The 22033-nt window shown below is 60.0% G+C and carries 15 protein-coding genes; 9 read left to right on the top strand and 6 right to left on the bottom strand.

The window, feature by feature from the left end; all coding sequences use genetic code 11:
* Positions 1-264 precede the first annotated feature (264 nt).
* Positions 265-1290 (top strand): LLM class flavin-dependent oxidoreductase, encoded by a 1026-nt coding sequence (locus ACFDR6_RS30265; RefSeq protein ID WP_375860564.1) that lies wholly within the window; start codon positions 265-267, stop codon positions 1288-1290.
* Positions 1291-1413: 123 nt separating this feature from the next.
* On the opposite strand, the gene dctA is transcribed toward ACFDR6_RS30265, so the two are convergent.
* Complete coding sequence (dctA, locus tag ACFDR6_RS30270; protein ID WP_375860565.1) at positions 1414-2844, bottom strand: C4-dicarboxylate transporter DctA; 1431 nt, start codon at positions 2842-2844, stop codon at positions 1414-1416.
* Between the two features lie 225 nt (positions 2845-3069).
* A complete protein-coding gene (metC, locus tag ACFDR6_RS30275) occupies positions 3070-4317 on the bottom strand; it encodes a cystathionine beta-lyase (RefSeq protein ID WP_375860566.1) in 1248 nt (415 codons plus the stop codon).
* Between the two features lie 921 nt (positions 4318-5238).
* On the opposite strand from metC, the gene ACFDR6_RS30280 reads away from it, so the two are divergent.
* Positions 5239-5979, top strand: a complete 741-nt coding sequence (locus ACFDR6_RS30280) for an outer membrane protein (protein WP_375860567.1) — start codon at positions 5239-5241, stop codon at positions 5977-5979.
* Between the two features lie 293 nt (positions 5980-6272).
* On the opposite strand, the gene ACFDR6_RS30285 is transcribed toward ACFDR6_RS30280, so the two are convergent.
* From ACFDR6_RS30285 to ACFDR6_RS30300, 4 genes are all read right to left on the bottom strand, one after another.
* On the bottom strand, positions 6273-7979 hold the full coding sequence (locus ACFDR6_RS30285) for a type II toxin-antitoxin system HipA family toxin (RefSeq protein WP_375860568.1): 1707 nt from the start codon (positions 7977-7979) through the stop codon (positions 6273-6275).
* A 273-nt stretch (positions 7980-8252) separates the two neighbouring features.
* Positions 8253-8435 (bottom strand): phosphopantetheine-binding protein, encoded by a 183-nt coding sequence (locus ACFDR6_RS30290; RefSeq protein WP_375860650.1) that lies wholly within the window; start codon positions 8433-8435, stop codon positions 8253-8255.
* Positions 8436-8441: 6 nt separating this feature from the next.
* A complete protein-coding gene (locus ACFDR6_RS30295; protein ID WP_375860570.1) occupies positions 8442-10778 on the bottom strand; it encodes a non-ribosomal peptide synthetase in 2337 nt (778 codons plus the stop codon).
* Positions 10779-10826: 48 nt separating this feature from the next.
* Positions 10827-11996, bottom strand: a complete 1170-nt coding sequence (locus tag ACFDR6_RS30300; RefSeq protein ID WP_375860571.1) for a metallopeptidase domain-containing protein — start codon at positions 11994-11996, stop codon at positions 10827-10829.
* 400 nt (positions 11997-12396) lie between these two features.
* Here ACFDR6_RS30300 and ACFDR6_RS30305 point away from each other — a divergent pair, with 400 nt between their 5' ends.
* From ACFDR6_RS30305 to ACFDR6_RS30335, 7 genes are all read left to right on the top strand, one after another.
* On the top strand, positions 12397-12603 hold the full coding sequence (locus ACFDR6_RS30305; protein ID WP_375860573.1) for a hypothetical protein: 207 nt from the start codon (positions 12397-12399) through the stop codon (positions 12601-12603).
* A 392-nt stretch (positions 12604-12995) separates the two neighbouring features.
* Positions 12996-13934 carry a class I SAM-dependent methyltransferase gene (locus tag ACFDR6_RS30310; RefSeq protein WP_375860574.1) on the top strand — a complete coding sequence of 313 codons (939 nt, stop codon included), beginning with the start codon at positions 12996-12998 and terminating at the stop codon, positions 13932-13934.
* A 1332-nt stretch (positions 13935-15266) separates the two neighbouring features.
* Positions 15267-16742, top strand: a complete 1476-nt coding sequence (locus ACFDR6_RS30315) for an acetyl-CoA carboxylase biotin carboxylase subunit (RefSeq protein ID WP_375860575.1) — start codon at positions 15267-15269, stop codon at positions 16740-16742.
* Between the two features lies 1 nt (position 16743).
* Positions 16744-17247 (top strand): acyl-CoA carboxylase biotin carboxyl carrier protein subunit, encoded by a 504-nt coding sequence (locus ACFDR6_RS30320; RefSeq protein WP_375860577.1) that lies wholly within the window; start codon positions 16744-16746, stop codon positions 17245-17247.
* Position 17248: 1 nt separating this feature from the next.
* The gene (locus ACFDR6_RS30325) at positions 17249-18856 is read left to right on the top strand and encodes an acyl-CoA carboxylase subunit beta (RefSeq protein WP_375860578.1); all 1608 of its coding nucleotides are present in this window, start codon (positions 17249-17251) and stop codon (positions 18854-18856) included.
* Positions 18857-19452: 596 nt separating this feature from the next.
* Positions 19453-20775 (top strand): lysine N(6)-hydroxylase/L-ornithine N(5)-oxygenase family protein, encoded by a 1323-nt coding sequence (locus ACFDR6_RS30330; protein ID WP_375860579.1) that lies wholly within the window; start codon positions 19453-19455, stop codon positions 20773-20775.
* On the top strand, positions 20772-22025 hold the full coding sequence (locus ACFDR6_RS30335) for an MFS transporter (protein ID WP_375860580.1): 1254 nt from the start codon (positions 20772-20774) through the stop codon (positions 22023-22025). Before ACFDR6_RS30330 ends, ACFDR6_RS30335 begins: the two co-directional genes overlap by 4 nt.
* Positions 22026-22033: the final 8 nt, after the last annotated feature.

The raw sequence follows: 22033 nt of genomic DNA on the forward strand, positions 1-22033 counted from the left end.
GTTATCCCACTGATGGAACGAGAAAACGATGATAGCCGCTCAAGCCATGCATTGACCCATTAGAGCTGACGACCAAGTGGCCGCGCATCGAGCGCTTACCCCAGCGTCACGGAGGCGGAACGGAACAACCATCTCGTCGCCCGACCCCACGGCACCTATCAAAGCTCAGACCAGACGCTCGCGAGATGCGGCCAAAACAAATACGGCCCTTAAGTCCCGCCCTGAAAACGAGCAGGCCTTCCCCCTCAGCAAGGATTTATTCTAATGACACAACAGCCTTCGTCAAAACTCACCTGCGGCATTTTCGATCACCTGGACGACGACGGCCGCGATATTGGCCATCAATACGAAGATCGGCTCATGTTGGCGGAGGCATACGACCGCCTCGGATTCTATGCGTATCACGTGGCAGAGCACCATTGCACGCCCCATGGAAGAGGCCCTTCGCCGAGTCTTTTCCTGTCGAGTCTCGCGCAACGTACGCGGCACCTCCGTCTCGGCCCATTGGTGATGCTACTTAACCTCTATCATCCGCTCCGCGCTTTTGAAGAGATCTGCATGCTCGATCAATTGAGCGGCGGTAGGCTCGAGCTGGGTCTCGGACGGGGCGCTCTGCCGGTCGAGTTAGGCTACTTTGGAATTTGCGAGGATGCGGCGCCAAGCCGATATGAGGAAGCCAACAACATTCTCCAGAAGGCCATGCAGGGTGGAGTTCTGTCCTACCAAGGCCGACATTTCCAGTTGAGTGAGGTTCCTCTGACGTTAACGACTCACCAGCGTCCATCTCCCCCGATATGGGTGACTACCAATCGGCCCGAGACGGCCGTCTGGGCCGCGGGCAATGGCGCAAACCTCGCCTGCGTTGGGCCCGCCGCCGGCGTCCGCCAAATTACCGATGCCTACCACACCCATCGAGAGCGCAGCCCCAGCGCCTCTGATCGTGGGCCATTTGTTGGATTGCTGCGCATGATCGTGATTGGGCGATCTGAGGCGGACGCTTATTCGCTCGCCAGATCCGCTTACGAGCAATGGCTGCGGAGCTTCAAATTCCTTTACGAGCGCAATGACATCCCGACGCCACAACCCCTTCCGCTGACATTCGATGCGGCAATCGAGAGCGAATTGTGCGTCGTCGGAACGCCGAGCTCGGTTCGAAACGTTCTGCTCCATCAGCTGGAGGAAGCAGGCGCAAATTACCTGCTTTGTCAGCTCGCATTTGGTAATTTGCCGCTAGATGCTTCCCTCTACACCGCGAGGACGATCCAATCCGAGTTGCTCGACCAATCCTGAGTCATCATTCCGCCGTTTCAACAGCTCGCCTTCTATGCTCGTTCGCATTTCGTCAAAGCGCGGAACCACCCACGACCTCGATCTTCGCCTACTCCACCAGGCGTTGGTCGCGCTGAAACAGCATCACGACGAATGCGTTCGTCCGCGTTTGCAACTCGCGCGTTCAGTCCACTTTCCTCCTCTTGCGCGCGCAATCTCTAAATTGCGCGTGTCCTCCGAGGCAGGAACAGCGTCAGCCGTCACGATCGCCGTTGCCACATCGGGCAGATCGATCTGGCGGCCAAGGCGTGCATGCAGCGTGATCCGGTCGAGCTCGCCTTCCCACCAGGACACGAACACAACGGCAACGCCATTGCCTATGATATTGGTGAGTGCGCGCACCTCGCTCATGAACTTGTCGATCGAGAACACGATCGCCATTCCTGGCACCAGAGCCGGGTTGACCGCGGACAGGGTCGCTGCCAGCGTGATGAAGCCAGCTCCGGTGACGCCGCTCGCCCCTTTTGAGGTCAGCATCGCCACGATCAGAATCGTGAGTTGCTGGTCGAAAGCGAGGTCGAGCCCGAGGGCGCGCGCGATGAACAACGTCGCGAGCGTCATATAGATGTTGGTGCCGTCGAGATTGAAGGAATAGCCGGTCGGCACCACCAGGCCGACTACGGGCTTCGAGCAGCCCAGCCGCTCGAGCTTCTCCATCAACTGTGGCAGCGCACTCTCCGAGGACGATGTGCCGAGCACAATCAAGAGTTCGTCTTTGAGATAGGCGATGAACTTGAAGATGGAGAAGCCAACGAACCGCGCGATCAGCCCGAGAACCACGATCACGAATAGCGCGGCGGTCGCGTAGAACAGCGCGATCAATCCGATCAGATTGGCCAGCGCCGAGGGTCCGAACTTGCCGATTGTAAATGCCATGGCGGCGAACGCTCCGATCGGCGCGGCCTTCATAATGATGGCGATCACGCCGAACACGGCCTGCGCGGCGTCGTCGATCGTGCTGCGCAGCCTCTCGCCGCGCTCTCCGAGCGCCATCAGTGAAAAGCCGAGCAGAATCGCAAACAGCAGCACCTGCAGGATGTCACCGCGCGCGAGCGCGCCGACTACGCTGTCTGGAATGATGCTAAGCACAAAGCCAACGAACTTGGTCGCCTTTGCCTGCTCGACATAATTGGCGACTGCGGCCGCATCGGGCTTGGCGGCAAGGCCGCGGCCAATCTGGAACAGATTGCCCATGACGAGACCAATCACGAGTGCGAGGGTGGAGACGATCTCGAAATAGACCAGCGCCTTGATTCCTACCCTGCCGACCTTCTTCGCATCCTGGATATGGGCGATGCCGGAGACCACGGTGCAGAAGATGATCGGCGCGATCACCATCTTGATGAGCTTGATGAAGCCATCGCCGAGCGCCCTCATCCAGTCAGAGGTGGCAAGCGACGGCCAGCCCCAGCCGACGATGATGCCGAGTAGGATTGCCAACAACACCTGGACGTAGAGGACCTTATACCATGACCGAGACGCCCGCGCGGTTGGCGCAGCTGCAATGGTTGTCATAACGCTCCTCCCAGGTTTGGCGGCGATCCCGCTTGACGGGGTATCGGAGCTGTTCCGACACCATCCCGCGAGCGAACTTCTGACCAGGAATCGTAGGCCAGAGCATCTCGATGACGAGCGGGTCTCTCGCTCTTCATCGACAAGCGCCGATGGCGTTCCCTTTACTACGCGTTCACTGCCGACTTCTCTTGGCCAAGCCAAGGTTCGGCTTCGAGTTGACTGCGCTTAAGCTCGTTTGGAGAGCTCAGCGACAGGCGCATCATCATTGTCCGGATCAAGGCGACTGCTCGTTATCTCCCAAGCCGCGTCGAGCGCTTGATACATATCCGCGATCAGGTCGCTTGCGTCCTCCAAGCCCGCGTGAACCCGAATCAGCGGTCCAGCGAGTGCAAGCGATGGTTCCACGCGCTTCAATGGGTCGACATGCATCACCAGGCTTTCATATCCGCCCCAGGACCAGCCGATACCAAAAAGCCGCAACCTATTGAAGAAAGTCGAAAGCTCCAGCTGCGACATCGGTTTCAGCGCAACGCCAAAGAGGCCGCTCGCCCCCGAAAAGTCTCGTTTCCAAAGCGCATGGCCAGGATCGCCTGGACACGCCGGGTGCAAGATGTTGTCGACGGCTGGATGCGACTGAAGGCTTTGGGCCAGCTTGAGGCCATTGTCCCAATGACGCTTCATGCGGACGGCCAGGGTACGCAGTCCCCTCAGGGCCAAATAGATGTCGTCCGGCCCAGCGATCTCCCCGAAATCATGGGCACTTGATCGCAACGCCGACCATGCCGATTCGTTGGCGGTCGCGACACCAAGCAGCGCGTCTGAATGGCCGACGATATATTTGGTCGCCGCTTGGATCGAGATGTCGACGCCGTGCGCAAACGGCTTGAAATACAGGGGCGTTGCCCATGTGTTATCCATGACCACTAGCGCATCGGAGCGACGGGCGATGGCAGTAAGCGCAGGGACATTTTGCTCCTCGAACGTGAGGGACGAAGGTGATTCCAGATAGATGGCCCGGGTCTTCTGGGTGATTTTCGCCGCAAGCTCTGCAGGCTGCGTTGGAGAGAAGTATTGCACCGTGATCTGAAGTCTTGAGAGAACCTCGTCTGCAAATGTCCTGAGAGGTGTATAGACGCCGTCGCTGATCAGAACGTGGTCGCCTGCGCGCAGAACGCCAAGAAGCGAATGCGTGCAGGCAGAGAGCCCCGACGGAAACAGGAGCGAGCGATAGCCGCCCTCCAGTTCGCAAACGGCAAGCTCGAGTGCGCGGGACAAAGGTGAGCCAAAGCGGCCGTAGTTCGCCGTCGGATCGCTTTGCCTGCGCGATTCGTAGTCCTCCAGGGTTTCCGAAACAATTGTGGAGCCCCGGTAGACGGGCATGTTGACCATCCCGGAATGTTCGGCGGGCGCACGGCCGAGACGAGAAAGCCGGGTCTCGACGTCCAGGTCCTTGCTGTCCTCCAGGTACTTCATTGCTTCTTTCTTTTGAGATTGTGTTCGGCCTGGCCGGGGGGAAGCGCACCAGGGGCGATTCGGATGGGCCTAATCGATGCGAGTCGTTTTCGTAGGTCGCCTCCTCGCTCTAAATGAAATCGGCTCGCTCCTTCGCACCAGAACCACCTGCGTTGCGTGCGCCTCATCAAGATTGGTTGCACATCAGGACGGCGCAGTATCAAAGCACGCTCCCTCGTAAGATCCGCCAACCGGACGGCATTCACCGCTCCTACTAAGTCGAGCCAAGTCCTTTAAGCGCCATCGAAGCAAGAGGCGGGCCAAACCTGCTGGGCCCTCGATCGCAACGGCTCATCGTGACTGCGCGGCGACGTGGACGTCGCGCGCTTTGTCGCGAACGAAACACATCGTGTTGAGAACCCGCCACCATCGGGCGACTATGTTCGAACTGGCTTTTTCCCGATGATGTTGTGAACGATGTCGACGAGCAGCGCGCGTGCCGCGTTTGATGCCAGTGCAGTCTTGATCGTTTAAACGTTCAGCCCACTCACGGACCGTGACGTGATCCGTCATGAGGGACCAGATAGTGGCTGCGTCCGGTTTCCGGGTGACGATCAGAGAAATGGAACGACATGATTGCGCTCGCTCGATTCTCTACGATCGTCGCTGCTTCAGTGTGCGCGCCTGTCGTGATCGCTCTGGTTCGAGTGCAACGACGCCACGACTTCATGCCGGAGTTGACGCGTACATCCTTGGGTTCGATACACGATGGACCTACTGCGTGTTTGTCGGTTTGATCATGATTGATGAGCGCGCAACCTGACGCGGCGTTAGATTCAGGCGCTTCTGGAAGCGAGAATGTTGCGCGACAGCTACAGCAATTCGCGACAGCACTGTTAAGACGCGCGTGGCGCAGGGGACATGTGAAGGAGCGTATTCGAAATGAAGAAGTTGTTGCTTGTGACTGCGAGCATCGTCGCGTTTATCGGGGCAGCGCCCGCATTCGCCGCCGATCTCGCTCAGCAGCCCATCTACACCAAGGCACCGCCGCCAGCACCGGTCGCGGCCGCAATCTATGACTGGAGCGGTTTCTATCTTGGTGCCAATGGCGGCTGGGGTTCGACCCATAGCTCCTGGGATTTTGGAGGCGTCACGCCCGAGGGCTCTCACGACGCGAGCGGCGGAACCGTTGGAGGCCAGTTCGGCTATCGCTGGCAGACGGGCCAGGTGGTTTTCGGTGTCGAAGGCCAAGGCAACTGGGCCGATTTCAGCGGCTCCAATGTCAGCGCCGCCTTCCCGGCCGACATCAATCAGACGAAGACCGGGTCGTTCGGCCTGCTTACAGGCCAGGTCGGCTACGCCATCAACAACGTGTTGCTTTACGCCAAGGGCGGTGCCGCGGTGACCGGCAATAGCTATCAGATCAACACTCTCGCCGGCGCGCCGCTGGCGAGCGCCGACAATACCCGCTGGGGCGGCGTGGTCGGGGCGGGCATCGAACTCGGCTTCGCGCCGAATTGGTCGGTCGGCCTCGAGTACGACCATATCTTCCGGCACGACGCTAACGTGAACTTCAGCAACTCCGCGGGTGCGGTCGGTAGCGAGCGCATCGGGCAGGATTTCGACCTGCTGACCGCGCGGCTGAACTACAAGTTCTGGGGCCCGGTCGTTCTCAAATACTGACTCCATCGCGTTAGAGCGGCGGATCGAGAGCCCCGGCCCCAGGCCGGGGCTCTTTTTTTCAGCTGTTCATTTGCCTCCAACAACGAGTGCGCGCCTTCTCGTGCAGGCCAGGTGTTGCGCCACGACGTTAAGCTTGCGTGTCGCATCGGTTGAGTATGTTCAGGTGACCGCCAACGGGAACGGTCTGATGGCGCTGGCATGGCTGAGGCGGTGCTCCTTGCCAAGCATCTGACGCGGCGTGTTCCGTGTGCGATATTGTGCGGTGCCGCCGGTTCTGCAGACTACGCCCGAGCTCATGCGAACGCGCCGCATCGCTCGGCGATGATCGCCTTGACGCGCTCCTCTATGGACTTGGCGCCTTCGCCGTCCCGCGCCATTACTGGCAGCGAGATGGCGCCCGTGGCTTTGCGCGTCGCCGCCGTGACGCTCGCCATAGCCTCTTCCGCACGCGCGATGGAAAGCTCGATCGTGCGGGCGAGCGTCAGAAAATCACGCGGCGTGAGCCGTTCGTGCTTCCCGCTCAGCTTTAGCGCGATGCGATCGCTGGCGAGGCCGGGAAAGACCCGCGTGGTGACGGCATCATAGAGCGGCGCGAACCGGACACTTTCAAATTGCCGCGCGCCGGGCGCGGCGACCCTCAGCAGCGCCAGGTTTTTGAGGTGCATGTCCCCGTCGGCTACCAACCACGCGAACAGTGCGCGCCGGAATAGAATATCGAGATCGTCGGCGGGATCGGTGGACAGCGGTCGAAGCCCGCGCGCCACGCCCTCGATGGTGCCGTCGTACTTGGCCGACGCGGGCAAGTCGAGCACCGAGCAAAAGTCCTCGAGCGCAAGGCGGCGCTTGTCAGTCTTATCTCGCCTGATGTCGAACCGCTCGACGACGAGTGCGGGCGCCATGCGGTCGGGCATGCCGACGAGCGCCGCGTCGGGAACGACGAACCCCGCTGCGCGACCGAGCTCCAGGCATATCCATTCGACGATTGGCAGCGCCTCGAAGCCGGCCGTCCCGGCGGGCTTGAGGATGTGAGTGAAGGGCGCGTCTATCGCCGCGATCAGCGCGCCGTCGGACGTAAGGCACATCGGCGCCTTGATCTGCACGCCGGACAGACGAGGAGTTTTCGCGCGCTCAAACAGTTGCGCGAGAATCTCCTCGAAGCTCTGCTCCAGCTCACCCTTCGACAGGCCGACATAGCGTCCTATGAATTGCCCGCGCTTGGCAAACTTCGCGAGCGGCGCCTGCAGGACGTCGAGCGGCGGAGCGGCGAGCTCCTTCTTGGTGGCAACGACCGCGATGTTCGATGTGAACCGCTTGCCGCGCCGAATGGCGTCGCGATTATCGCGCTCGTGAAGAACCTGGGCGAGCCAGCCTTCCGGCAAGAGGGACTCCACAAAGGCTGGCAGCCTGCCGGGCGCCGTCTGGCGGACGAGCGGCGGCGCCGTATTTGCCGCAGCCTTCCAGCGCCATTCGAAGCCGTCATGCGTCAGGCGGCCGAGGGGCTCGCCATGCCAGGCCACGATCCGCTCAAGCGCCGCCTTGTTCGCAGCGGCCTTGCCGAGCGCCGGGCGTGTCGTCAGGTAGCGCTCGGCGCCCTCGCCCTCGCGATACCGTCCGTTCTCGCGAGCCAAAGCCCAGAGAGCGTCCGCCGCCGCTTGTGGTGATCCAAACTCCTCGACCAGCCGCATGTCCGCGCGAAGCTCGTCGGTAATTGCGCTGGCGTGCTCGCTTCGGAGGCGGAAAGCCTCCAGGAACCGCTGGCGCGGCGACGACACCTCGATCCTGATCTCGTCCTGATCGTCGCCTACGATCGCAGGCGCTGTCGACGGATGTGCCGGCGCCTGGTTCTGGACGATTTCGAGAGTGCGAATCCGGGTGCGCTGATTGCGACGTCCGCTGAGGAAAAGCCGACCGTCAGAGGTTGGCTGCAGGAGTGCGGCCGAGGCGGACGAGAGATAAGCGGCCGGGTAGAGATAATGTGAGATGCGCACGGCGTGGGCCAAGACCGCCGTGTCGACATCGGCATTGGCTTGGGCATAAGACCCCGCGGACGAGCTGAATTAGCTCGCCTGCCGACGCCTGGGCATGGGCGCGTCGCCTGTCAATGGCCTCACCGACCAGGAGGATCGTCACAGACTTTCCCCGCACTTCAGATGCGCGAAAGTCGTCAAATCGAGCCAGTTTTCAAGGACGATCACGCATTTCAGATGCGCGAAAGTCAGACACAGGCTACTCCGAACCGGTCGGTTCAGGCGACCAGCCTTGTTCGATAGGCCTCAAGCCGCGCCAGTCGATCCTGCAGACTCGTCCTGCGCCAGCGCGATCAGCAGCTGCCGCAGACGCGCCATCAGCTGCACCGCCAGCAGCGAGTGGCCGCCGAGCTCGAAGAACTGGTCGTGGCGTCCGACCCGCTCGACGCCGAGCAGCTCGGCCCAAATCTGCGCGAGCGCGATCTCGATCTCGCCCTACGGGGCGGCGTAGCTGGCCCGCGCAAAGGCATCATCGTCCGAAGCCGGCAGCGCGTTGCGGTCCAGATTGCCGTTCGGCGTCAGCGGCAGCGCCGCGACCCGCACGAGCGCAGACGGCACCATGTAGTCCGGCAGCCGCGCGGTGAGGTGCCTGCGCAACGTGGCGGCCAGATCGTCTTCGGCCGCATGCTCTGGCGCAACGACATAGCCAACCAGTCGCGGCTCGCCACGACCATCCTGTTGCGCCAGCACCACCGCCTCGCGCGCCAGCGGGTGCTCGGCAAGCCGCGCCGCGATCTCGCCCGGCTCGATCCGGAAGCCGCGGATCTTGACCTGATCGTCGTTGCGGCCCAGGAACTCCAGATTGCCGTCCGGCAAATAGCGGGCGAGATCGCCGGTCTTGTACAACCGGTCGCCGGCCTCGCCGCTGAACGGATCGGCCACGAACCGCTCCGCGGTCAACTCGGGCCGGTTCAGATAGCCGCGGGGAACGCCGGCGCCGCCGATATGGATCTCCCCCACCGCCCCGAACGGAACGGGCGCGCCATCAGCGTCCAGCAGGTAGATCCGCGTGTTGGCGATCGGCCGGCCGATCGGCAGCCGACCGGCTGTCTCGTCGATCGCGGTGATCTCGCAGACCGTCGCAAAGGTCGATGTCTCGGTTGCGCCATAGCAGTGCAACAGACGTTGCGGCCTACACTGGCGCAACACCCGTGCGACCACCGCCACATCGACTGCACCGCCGCCAACCAATAGCAATCGCAAACTCGCCAGCACCGGCGCCAAATGATCGGCGCTCCGGTTGAACAGTCCGGCTGTCAAATGCAGCACGGTGACGCTGTTCTGCTGAACCAGCCCGCACAGGATATCCGGCTGCAGAACGGCAGTGTGTGGAACAACAATCAGGCGCCCACCGTGGAGCAGTGGCGCCCAGACTTCCAGCGTACTGATACTAAAGGCGGGATTGCCCACCCACGCTACCCGATCGCTCCAGCTAAACTCCGCATATCCATTGTTGACCACAAGCCGGTTGACGGCACGATGAGGAACAGCAACCGCCTTGGGAACGCCAGTCGACCCCGACGTGTACATCACGTAGGCGGTGGCCTCGGCGGCCAATGTCAAGCCTGGATCGGCATCACATCCCTCTCCAGCGATGATTGGTTCAATGGCCTGAACGGGAATGGCAGCCTCGACCTCGCCGTCACTGTCGGTTGCCGTGAGCACCAGGCGCACAGCACAGTCAATCATCATCCAGCTCTGTCGCGCGGATGGAAGCCCCCGATCGATCGGTACATAGACCGCGCCTGCCTTCAGAATGGCCAGCTGCGCCACGACAAGGGCGATGGAGCGATCCAACACGGTCGCGACGCGATCCCCTGGCTTGAGTCCAAGCCCAATGAGATGATGCGCCAGCCGGTTCGCCCGGCTGTTGAGCTCGCCATAACTTAAGTCTGTCTCCGCATCGACCACCGCTACCGCATGCGGCACTTTCCGGACCTCGGTCTGGAACAGCTCATGGATGCACTTATGCGACGGATATGGCTCAGCTGTTCGGTTCAGTTCCTCCAAGAGGTAGGTGCGCTCTTCACCTGACAACAGCGCAAGCCGTCCCAGCGGCTGCCCTGTATCGGCCATCACGGCGTGCAAGAGATTGTTCAAATGCGTCGTCATCCGCTCGATTTGCGTGGATGGCAGCCGACTTGCATCAAAGTGCCATCGAAAGCTTCCATCGAGCACACGGATTTCCAACGTCAGCAAATCACCACATGGAGCCGCGTCCGAACTGGCGCGCAAAGCCAGATCATCAGCAGCGGAAGAGCCGATGTCCCTGATGGTGATGCCAATCGGCCAGGGTCGGCAGGACCGTAGCGTCCCAATCTCCCGCAAGGCCGGGCAGCGCGCGATCAGGTCCAAGGCAAAACTATCGTGCGCTCTCAGAACGGCGCATTCGGCCGCTACGACCCTGTGCACCTGCGCAAAGTCATGAGCAAGATCAATGGCCACCTCCATTGGTACGACGGAGGCGACCAGCGCCTCACCCGCCTTCAGGCCCACTTGCGGCCGCTTGGGTGCGGGCTCCCAGCCGAGTTGAAGCTCAGATTCACCTGTGATGCGGGCAAGATAGATCAGGAAAGCAGCTAGTACGCACTCCGTGCGATCGATCGGCAGCAATTCGACCAAAGCATCAGGAGACAGCCAAGCGCTCGACTGCCATCGGGGCGACACTTCTGGCGAAAACGACACAAAGGGAAGCTGCAATGACTTGAACCGCTCAAGGCGCTGTCGCCAAAAGCTCTCCCGAGGCGCCAACATTTCATGGGCAACAGTCATGCGGGCGCAGCTCGTCGTCGCTTAGAAATAGCATTGCGAAAACTCCGGCTAGCGCACCTTCACGCCGACAACGTAGCGGTCCTCGCGTTTGGCTTTGATCGAAAGACTGAACGGCAACGTCGGGTCATCGAGGATTGATCCTGCGGAGAACGGCGCTTCGAACAATTCCCCGTAGTTGAAGTTCGCCGTCGTTTTGGCCGGCACGATTCCGACCGGGCTCTGTCCAGTCGGGATGACGGCATCAACGCTATAGACAAGGACACCGTCGCCGGTGGTTGTGCCATCGTGGCCTCGGATCGGCTGTGCAAGTTCGATCGCGTACACTTTCGATGGATTCAACGCACCGTCGGCTGGTACCACAATCATCGAGGTTCCTGTGCTGCCTGGCAATGGTGTGAGGACGGTCTCACACTCACCGTGCGCCAGGTACGCCTTGCGCTCGTCTGCAAGCCAGCCAAGTTTGTGGCGATGCCAGCCGATCAGCGAAGTCCCCCGAAAGATATCGCCCATGATGTCCCAGGAGCCGGTCGTAAATCGCGGTGGCTCGAAGTTATAGAGATCAGGCAACCCGAGGGTGTGGCACACCTCATGACACAGGTTCATGTGGTTGTTGGTATAGCTGTCCTTGCCGAAGGTCACGCCCCAACGAACCGGCCCCGTTGGAGTCATAGCTGCATCGATCGGCATGGCGATAAATGTTGGTGAAATAGCAATCCCGTCGGTCTTCGCGCTAACGACAAGCAACAGGGGGTGGGTTCGGACATCGAGTTCTGGGAAAAGTGCTGCGGCGTCTGAGATATAGTCCTTCTGCTGCTGGAATGTGAAACGTTTGTGGGTGCCGGTGTAGCTGGTCGAGGGCTTCGGCATGCGCCGCCAGCCAGGAATTCTGGCAATCTCGAAGGTGAGGCGCCCGTACGATTGGTCCCTAAACCATTTCTCGGCCTTACCGTGTCCGGTGAGATGATCTCCTATCCGTTCCGTGCCGCTGACATCGCCGGGTGCATCAGCGAAGTCTACAAACACCATCATCGCTCTCAGCGCCCCAATAGCTGGGAGGCTTCGAGGGTCCGTCTCTCCTTCGCTCAAATAGATATTCCACTTTCGGTCAAGAACCGGGATTCGGTCCGGCCCGGCGAATCGCGCCGGGCCTCCGGACATCACCGGAAGCCACGCTGAAACTCCAAGGGCTAACACATTACGACGCGTGATCTCGGACATGCTTGTCTCGAAGTCGCCTCCAGTCTGGGCCTGACATCGCCCAGACTTCATTTTGAACCTGTCGAAGGTAGAGCGTCATCATGAGCACGCTGTTCTGTGCAGCGCGGACGCGAGATTTGTCCGATCTCTCGCGATGAAGCTGCAACAAGCTGAGTGCTTGCGCGAGGAGGGATTATAGAAGTGAACCGAGCTCACGCTCCTCCCAATTATGGTAGGGAGCTGCGATCCGGCTTCCCATATTCTTCCATTTGGACCGATAAAACTTCTCATAACCGAAACCGCCGCAGCGGGTGGAGAATGACGGGTCGGTTCGAAGAATGGCGAGACGCTCTCGGAGCCGCCGTGGGACTTCGCCCAGGCGAGCGGAAGCAAGATGAGAGGTAAAGACCGGAGGGCGATCATGAATACACTGCTGGCAGGTCACGTGCGCGCGGGGGCATCTGATGTCCTGCTGAGCGGTCTGGATGCGAGCGAGGTCAAGCCACTACAAAATGGCAGCAATGACCTTACTTCGAGCGGTTGCGAAGGGAAGATCGCGGCGACTATTGTAGAGATCGTGTCTACGGTCCGATTGGTCCATGACACCGTCATGAGCTTGAGCTGTTAGCGCATCCGGCTCCTCGGCATATAGAGAGACCTAAGCGGAGGGCGACGCCTAGTGGAACGACTATTGCAGTGGGCGTTATGTCGAGAAGATGCTCGCAGCCCGCCTCGACCCCGCCCCAGCATCTTGGACAGCGTCCTTCTGCGCAGCTTGTCGCTACGGATTGGCCGTCGCTCTACGTCTTCACCCCGCCTCAATGTGCAGGGTCAGCATCAATGCGACGAGCTGCAGGCCTCACGGAGGGAGAATGACTGGCTCATCTTTCAAGGAATTGGGGTTAGGCAGAACGCAAAGCACCGTGAGGTTCATAGATCGGCCAACATCTGCAATAAGAGAGTACCGGTCGAGGCAAGAGCCTCGGGCTTACGTGCAAATTGAAATGTGGAGACGTGGGGTTGCGAACAGATTTTTCGCGTATCAATCAGGATAAAGCTGTCTTCGATGACATCTATGCTTCGGATGATCCAAGAGCGTATTTCTCCGTCCTGGGAGACCTGGATTACATGATCCCGGATGTGGCTGAGCCGGTCGTGCGTCAGATTCTGGCAGCGAAAGCCTCGACAACCAGCGTTAAGCCGATCGTGCTTGATGTCGGCTGTTCATATGGCATCAACGCGGCGGTGCATCGGTTTCCACTGACCTTCGGCGGCTTGCGTCACCGCTATGCCCGGCGCGAGATGAGGGCGATCAGTTCCGAGACACTGGTGCGTCTCGATCGCAATTTCTATTCGGCTTGGCCTGACGTTGGACTTGCGCGGTTTATCGGTCTCGATGTATCAGCACCGGCCGTCAGTTATGCAACGGGCGTTGGTCTCCTTGAGCAAGGTATTGTCGCCGACCTTGAAAAGGAACCGCTTTCGACCGAGAGCGCGCGTATTCTCCGCTCCATCGATGTCATCATGTCAACGGGCTGCATCGGCTACGTCACCGAGAAGACATTCAGCAAAATTCTCGATGCGACAGAGAAACGTCCATGGATCATCTCTTTCGTGCTGCGGATGTTTCCTTTCGATTCCTTGGCTACGACGTTCGCGAAGCGTGGTCTTGTGACGGAACGTCTTGCTGGCGCGACATTTATTCAACGTCGATTTCGCGATGCTGAAGAGTTTGAAAGGACTTTGGCCACGTTGGCGGCTCTTGGCATCGATGCGACCGGACTGGAATCGGAAGGTCTGTTCCACGCCGATCTGATCTTGTCCCGCCCTGAGGCGGATGCACGCGCCGCTCCCCTGGAAGACATTGTCACCGTCGCCAGCGGTCGAGGCCGGCCAATCGGGCCGCGTTACGTTCACGTTGGAGGCGACGAGGGCTTGCAGATCGCACTCGAGCCGTGAGAGGTTCGCGTTTTCGAAGATAGCCGCGCGTGCGCCCCGGAACGGCACACCGAAGTGGATCATGCTCCCGTCCTTTCGAGGTGGAGCATGATGAGGCTTGACTGCGCGGCAAGCGTTTCCGCCATGCACGGCGGTACCGGGTCAAGGCGATAGGCGCGCATCGAGCAGCGCGAGGAGATTGGCCTGCACCCTGTCCAGGCCTCGCTGTGATTCCCAGGCAGCATTTTGCCATTGAGGCGTATGGCGCGCCCCAAGACGCCTTCATTCGCCCGGCGCCTGCAAGGGCGCTCTCGCTCTGCATATCCCATGAGCTCGCGGCAACGGCAAATGCGGACCGCCTCGAGCATTGGGCAGGTACTTTGTTCGGCACAGCCCCTTCTGGCAGCGTGACGGTCTCGACCTATTCTCGCGAGCGGCTCTCAAGGGGCTTGAATCGCACGTAACGTGAGTTTGTATCATCATACGGGTAAGGCGTCGGACCACGTCCGATCGTCGGTCACTTCCTGGCGCATGATGAGAATAGTGAACCTCACAGACTCTCGAACCTGCATCGCGACACCCTGTTCTGATGCCCGTGCACTTCCCACACGGCCAAGGGGTCACCACGCGCGGACCGCAGGTCCGACGGCCGCTCGGGTGAACCGGGCACCTGAAATCGGAGCGCGGCATTCGCGCATCGCGGCGGGGCTTGAACGCAAGCTCGCCCATCGGACGATTTCCGATGCGAGGACGCAACATCTGAAGCACGCCAACCGCTCGTGCAGCTGAGAGCGACGTCGGCGTCTCTTACGCGCTGGTGTCGTTTCCAACAGCATGAACAATATCGTAGACCACACCGAGAGGATAGAAGTGAACCACAAGCAGCGAACCAACGGGTCGTCGCGCCCCACAGCGCGTCACTATACAATCGCTCTTTTTGGCGTTGCGATGACGACAGCTCTGTGCTGCGGAAGTGCAGGTGCGCGAGATCGGCCGGTCCCAGCGGAGGCGCGACAGGCGTGCACACCGGATGCTTTTCGCCTCTGCGGCGCCCACATACCTGATGAGGACGCCGTCGCGGCCTGTCTCAAAGCCAATATCCACCGCTTGAGCGTACCATGTCGCCAAATCATCTCAGTTCGGGATGCTGCCACAGGAAATGGCGGCCCGAGATGAGGTATGCGGGACAGCTGGTTTCGCCTGATTGTATTCGTGCCGCGACGACACGTGTGCGTGGGGCCGCCTTAGACCGTTCCGATCAACGGTTGTGACATGTGACGCGGGGCTGACGGGACGATCGTCGCGCCCAAGCCCAACGTCTGTCGTCGGCACCATGCAGCGGGAGGTACGGACATGCACGAACTGCCTTTTGACACGGTTCTGATCGCCAATAGGGGGGAGATCGCCGTTCGTATCATCAAGACCCTTCGCAAGCTGGGGCTTCGTTCTGCGATCGTCTACCACGACATTGATGCCGGCACGCTTGCGGTCTCCATGGCCGATGCAGCCATCGCGATCGACGGACGCACGCCGATTTCTGCCTATCTCGACATCCCGCAGATTATCGCCGCCGCCCGAAAAGCGAACGCTGGTGCACTGCACCCAGGCTATGGATTTCTATCAGAGAACGCGGAGTTCGCCAGGGCCGTTACAAGCGCGGGCATCACGTTCATCGGACCTGCCCCCGAAAGCATCGAACTGATGGGCGACAAAATCCGGGCTCGGAACTTCGTAGAGCGGCACGGGTTTCCAGTCGCTCCTTGCGCCATCGAGGAAGATGATCCAACGACCTTTGTGCGCAGAGCCCGAGCCATGGGCCCTCCTTTGGTCGTAAAGCCTTCCGCGGCCGGCGGCGGCAAGGGCATGCAGATTGTGCGCGACATCGGCGTCCTGGAGGACGCAATTGCGCAGGCGCGCAGCGAGGCGCAGCGCTACTTCGCAGATGGGCGGCTTTACGTCGAACGATATATCGAAAGCCCGCGTCATATCGAAGTCCAGGTGCTGGGCGACACCTTCGGAAACGTTACTCATCTGTTCGAGCGGGAGTGTTCGATCCAGCGTCGGTTCCAGAAGGTCATCGAAGAGGCGCCCGCGCCGGGGCTGTCGTCGGAGTTGCGTCAACGGATCTGCGATACCGCCGTCGGCATCGCGCGTGCAGCCAACTATCACAGTGCAGGCACAGTCGAATTCATCCTTGGCGGAGGAGAGTTCCATTTTCTGGAAATGAACACACGTTTGCAAGTTGAGCATCCCGTGACCGAGATGATCACCGGCATCGATCTTGTTGCCGAACAGATCCACATCGCCGCGGGCCGCCCAATCAGATTGGCACAGTCCGACATTGTGCCGAGCGGACATGCGATCGAAGCCAGGTTGTGTGCCGAAGCGCCGGAGCGCGGATATGCGCCAACAACAGGTAAGGTGCTTGTGCTCGACTACCCCGACGGCGACGGTATACGCATCGACAGCGGCCTTTCGCGAGGTCAGAAGGTCACGACAGCATTCGACCCGTTGCTCGCCAAGATCATCGTGCATTCCCCCTCCCGTATCGAGACTGCGCAAAAGGCGCATCGGGCGATGCGGGACTTGGTGCTTCTCGGTTGCGCAACCAACGCAAGCCTCCTTGCCCGAATCCTTGCGGACGACGGATTTTTGCATGGACACATTCACACGGGTTATCTTGAGGAACATCCGCATATCGTCGCAAGCGACCCCCAGGCCGACTTGTCGGCCTTCCTGGTAGCAGGCGCCCTCCTGACCGGACCGGTCCGCGAATCGGCAGATGCCGTGTCCGACCTTCACGCGGCGCTGGGCAGCTGGAGAAACTAACGTGAATCACTCTTTTGAGGTCGATGGCGTCGAATATCAGCTATGGCTGTCACGATGCCGAGAGGACTACCGTCTCTGCTTGCATGACAGGGTGATTGCCCCGGTCGCGTTCTCCCATCGCGGTGACGGCTGCGGTGTTGTCATTATTGCGGGTGAAAGCCAGCCCGTCAGGTTCGCCATTGATGGCGAAACCATTCACGTGCACATGAGTGGCGAAACGCGCAGTTTGCATTACCGCGACCCATTGCGAACGCTTGCTACGTCGAAGCAGGAGGTAAGCCAAGCCGTCGCTCGCGCGCCAATGCCGGGCGTCGTCATCGGCGCCCGGGTTTCGCCTGGTCAGGCCGTTTTTGCCGGGACGGCCCTGATGACGATCGAGAGCATGAAGTTGGAGACCGTCATACGTTCTCCACAAGATGGCATTGTCGGGCGTATTCACTTCAAGGAGGGCGAGAGCTTTGAGCAGGATGCTGTACTGGTTACGCTCCTAGAGGAGCGGCCCTGAAATGCAGCAGCTCTCGTCTCTGGTGGATGTCAATTCGGAAGACTATCGGCTCAACGAAGTTCATAACAGGCGACTTGCAAAAGAATTGGAGGAGCGCCAGCATGCCGCCCGCTTCGCGCGTCCGGTGCGGGATCTTGAGCGTCTCAAGCGGCAAAACAAGCTGTTTGTGCGTGATCGGATCGAGGCGCTGCTTGACCCAGAAACCCCGTTCCTCGAGCTTTCGACGCTGGCGGCTAACAAAGCCTATGATGGTGAGGTGCCCGGCGCCGCTCAGGTCGTTGGGATCGGCATTGTCGCGGGTCGAGAGGTCGTCATCCACGCAGATGACGCTAGCGTCAAGGGCGGGGCGTGGTATCCGCTATCGGTCAAGAAGATTGTGCGGGCCTTGGACATCGCGATCGAGAATTGCCTGCCGGTCGTTCATTTGTGCGACTGTGCCGGCGGGTTCTTGCCCTTACAGGCGGAGTTCTTTGCTGATCGCTATCACGCGGGTCGAATCTTGCGCAATCAGTCCATCCTTTCGAAGATGGGAGTACCGCAGGTCGGTATAGCCATGGGCCATTGCAGCGCCGGCGGCGCATACGTCCCGGCGCTTAGCGACTACAACATCATTGTTGAGGGCACGGGAGCGATCTTTCTGGGCGGTCCTCCGGTCGTCAAAGCTGCCACCGGTGCAGAGATCTCCGCCGAAGAACTCGGCGGCGCTCACGTGCATACCAGCGTATCGGGGACGAGCGACTATCTTGCAAATTCGGAGCTGCATGCGATTGCAATTGCCCGAGACATCGTCGCTCGCTTCAGTGATCCTGTAAAAGCCCCGATCAACCGGGTCGCTCCGGAGCCGCCCGCCTATAGTGCATCCGAGCTGTACGGTATTCTTCCGAGGGATCCTCGGACCCAATTCGACATGCGGGAGATCATCGCCCGTCTGGTTGATGGCAGCCGGTTCCACGAATATAAGGCACGTTATGGCGAGACTCTTGTGTGTGGCTTCGCGCGTCTGCATGGTTATCAGGTTGGTATTCTTGCCAACAACGGTGTGCTGTTGAGCGAAAGCGCACTGAAAGGCGCTCACTTCATCCAATTATGCGACAAGTCTCGAACGCCTCTGCTCTTTTTGCAGAATACGACCGGCTTTATGGTCGGCCGCGACTACGAACGGCGTGGCATAACCAAGGACGGCGCCAAGCTGATCATGGCCGTCTCCGGGGCGTCGGTGCCAAAATTCACAATCGTCTGTAACGCCTCCCACGGAGCTGGAACCTACGCTATGGCCGGGCGGGCTTTCGATCCGCGTTTTGTGTTCACCTGGCCGCAGTCTCAGATTTCGGCGATGGGCGCCGAGCAGGCAGCGGGCGTGCTCACGCATGTCAAGGCAAGACAGCTGGCCCGTCACGATGGGCACCTCTCCACGGAGGAATTGGCAGCCATTCGCCAGCCGATTCTGGAAGAATATCGCGAGCGGTCGAGCGCGTATTATGCGACATCCGAGTTGTGGGATGACGGCATTCTTGATCCGATCGATACCAGAAACGCGCTAGCAATCGTTCTGAGTGCCTCGCTCAACAGCCCAATCACCTCGCCGCATTACGGCGTACTTCGAATGTGACGGTGACAGCGAAGGCCGCGCACGGGGCGAGCAGCCCTGCTCCAGATGTCCATCATCATAAGGGTCATGCCTCGAACGGCGCTGGGTAAGGTCGAGCATTTTATCCTGAAAGCAATTCAAGCGGGATCACGCGCCCTAGGTGAACTGAAGTTGGGTTAAGCATTCTATCTTCGGCCTCCGTTGCCCTGCCGATATGGATCGGTTGCGAGCACGTGAGACGGCAGGCAAAGGCGCCGCACCCCGATGAAATTGGCGAAACGCCTCTGCCGCGGACAGGTTAAGAAAGCTGATCGTTGTCTGTGCGTCTGCTGGTGGAGTGAGGCACGAAAGCCGCGCCGTCAGGCGAGTCTCGAAATTGCGCTTCTTCGGACCAAGGAGATCAGCAGCCACAGCACCGCGCCATGCATCGTAAAATCTCCTGCACGCTCGAATTCGGTTGGCCTTTCACGGCGCCGATACAGCTGAAGTCCCTATCCAGCTGAATCATCTGAAGGCGCTTGTATCGCACGTGACGTCAGGTTGTAGGCTGCCAATTCGAGTAGGCGATGTCCTTCGCCCTCCGGATAGATTTTACGCGAGCGTGAAAAGAGGCCTCTGTGGATTTGCTTGATGTCATTGGCATCGGGATCGGCCCGTTCAACCTCAGCCTGGCGGCACTGATCGAACCTACCCCGCTACGCGCGCTCTTTTTAGAGAAACGCGAGGGATTTTGTTGGCATCCGGGACTGGCGCTGCCGAACAGCCGGCTACAAGTGTCGCCACTTAAGGATTGCGTGACCCTGGTAGACCCTACCAGCCCCTATTCTTTCCTCAACTACCTGGCACTACACGGGCGGCTCTACAGCTTCGTCAACAGACGCGCCGCCTCAACCTCGCGGCGGGAATTTACCGACTATTACCAGTGGGTCGCACGACGGCTCAAGACGCTCCGCTTTGGCGAAGAGGTAGTCGACGTTGCGCCCTTCAGGGATGGCTACCGCGTCAATACGAGCACAACCACATACCTCGCGCGCGCTGTGGTGATAGGAGTTGGCGTAGAGCCGAAGATTCCCGTGTGTGCTAGGCCCTTGATCGGCAACGCCGTCTATCATGCGGCCGACTATCTCGAGCGGGATCCACCTTACGTCGGCGAGCATGTGCTCGTGGTAGGAGGTGGTCAGAGCGGCGCTGAGATTGTTGAGCACATGCTTGGTCGTCCCGTAGCGGCCCGGATTACGTGGGTGACGTCGCGGACAAACCTGTTCGCAATGGACGACAACAGTTTCGTAAACGAGGCTTACATGCCGGGGTACAGCCGGCGTTTTCACGCTCTCCCGCTCCAGCAACGTCGTGCCATCGTGGAGCATGAGAAGCTGACAAGCGATGGCATTTCCGTCGAGTTGTGCAATCGCCTCTATGACATGTTGTACGAACGCGGCGTGGCGGGCACGCTGGATGACAGTTTTCGTTTGCTGTCCAGCGTGGTCCTAAAGGACATCACGTCCCACAACAAACGTTGGCAAGTCGATCTGAATGGAATCGCAGCGCAGCAAAATCACAGCATCCTGGTTGATCGCATTGTGCTCGCCACAGGCTTCCAGCCGCGCACCCCGCCCTTCTTGCAAACGCTCCTCCGGGGCGCGCGTATGGAGGATAGCCTGCCTGTCGTCGGCCCGGACTATGCGGTCCGGTTCGACCAGCACATGCCAGGACCGGTATATTTGCAGAACCAAAGCCGCCTGCAGCATGGGCTGCAGAGCGTCAATTTATCGCTGGTCGCATACAGGAGCAGCCTCATCATCAATAGCCTGCTCGGACAACCGTTCTATCTGGATACGCCAGATCGGCAGATCCTGGACGGTTATGACACATCAGACATGCCAGAACCAGGCGGCCGGGATGCGAGGCCATCCACGCAACACATGGCCGCAATCACATGAGCCAAGCGTCGCTCTCCCCCGTACACGGCCGTCGTGTTGATGCGTCCGCAATAGCTGCGGACGAGCTATCTGTCAGGCTACACCACCGCGCCTTTGCACCATTTCTGGTCGCGTCGATTGTTATTGCAGCGGCTTACGGCACCAGCTTCCTATTGCCGGACTACATGCAGGCGCTTGGTAAGAGCAGTGAAACCGCAGGCTTTCTGATCTCCAGCGCCATGGTTGTGACGATCGTGTGCTGCTGCTCGGCAGGCTGGGTCGCGCAGCGCATCGGTATTATGCCGACGGTGGCCGCCGCCTCGATCACCATGGCGCTAGCCATGCTGCTCCTTGCCGGCGCAGTCCTCGATGAGCGAGCAGCTTATGCTGGCAGTATGCTGATGGGCGCGGGATGGTCGGTGTCCTTCATCTTGTCGCCCTTGCAGATCATTCGCCATCTACGGCCCGCCGCACGTATCCAATATTTGACCATTTTGTCCGGCTCACAAATGGCCGGGCTCGGTCTAGCCCCTCCACTCGGTCACTTCTTGGCAAACGTCACCGGCTCTCTGGCCAATGTCTATGTACTGTTCGCGATAGCATGCGTCATCGCGACCATCTGCGTAGAGGTCGCGCGACGTGCCATGTTGGGCCTGCCCGCAGTGCCGATGCCGCATATCGAAATCACGGTAACTGCGACCGTAGCGCTCATTCGAAAATCCACAGCTGCCCCCATCGCTATGATTGCGATTGCCGCCTGCACTTTCTCGGGACTGTCGACGTATCAGAGCGCCTATGCCGCATCCCGTCACCTGAATTCCGATTTGTTCTTTTTGATATTTACTGCGACCAGCGTAGCGCTACGCTTCTCTCTCGCCCACGTGATGGGCCGCCTGCCCGTACATCGACTTGCGCTCATGCTCATCGCAGCTACGGGTGCATCACTGGTCCTATTTATTATCAATCCCGGCAGCAACCCACTCTATATCGTGGCCACGGCACTTTTCGCAACAGGCTATGGGCTCACCTACTCCACCCTCAACGGAATGGCCGTCAATCTTGCTGGCGACCACGGGGTGTCCGTGCCAGTCACCTCACAAATCTTCACGCTGGCATATTTCCTCGGATTGTTCGGCTTTCCGTTGGCCGGCGGGCAGTTGATCCGCGGATTTGGTCCCGACGTGATGTTGCTGACGCTATTGGGCGCGACGGCCTTGAATGCGCTGCTGGTAGCTGCGCTTCAAGTGAAGGCTACAACTGGTGACCTGTAATTTTTGGA

The sequence above is a fragment of the Bradyrhizobium tunisiense genome (genome assembly GCF_042263385.1).
Lineage (GTDB): Bacteria > Pseudomonadota > Alphaproteobacteria > Rhizobiales > Xanthobacteraceae > Bradyrhizobium > Bradyrhizobium tunisiense.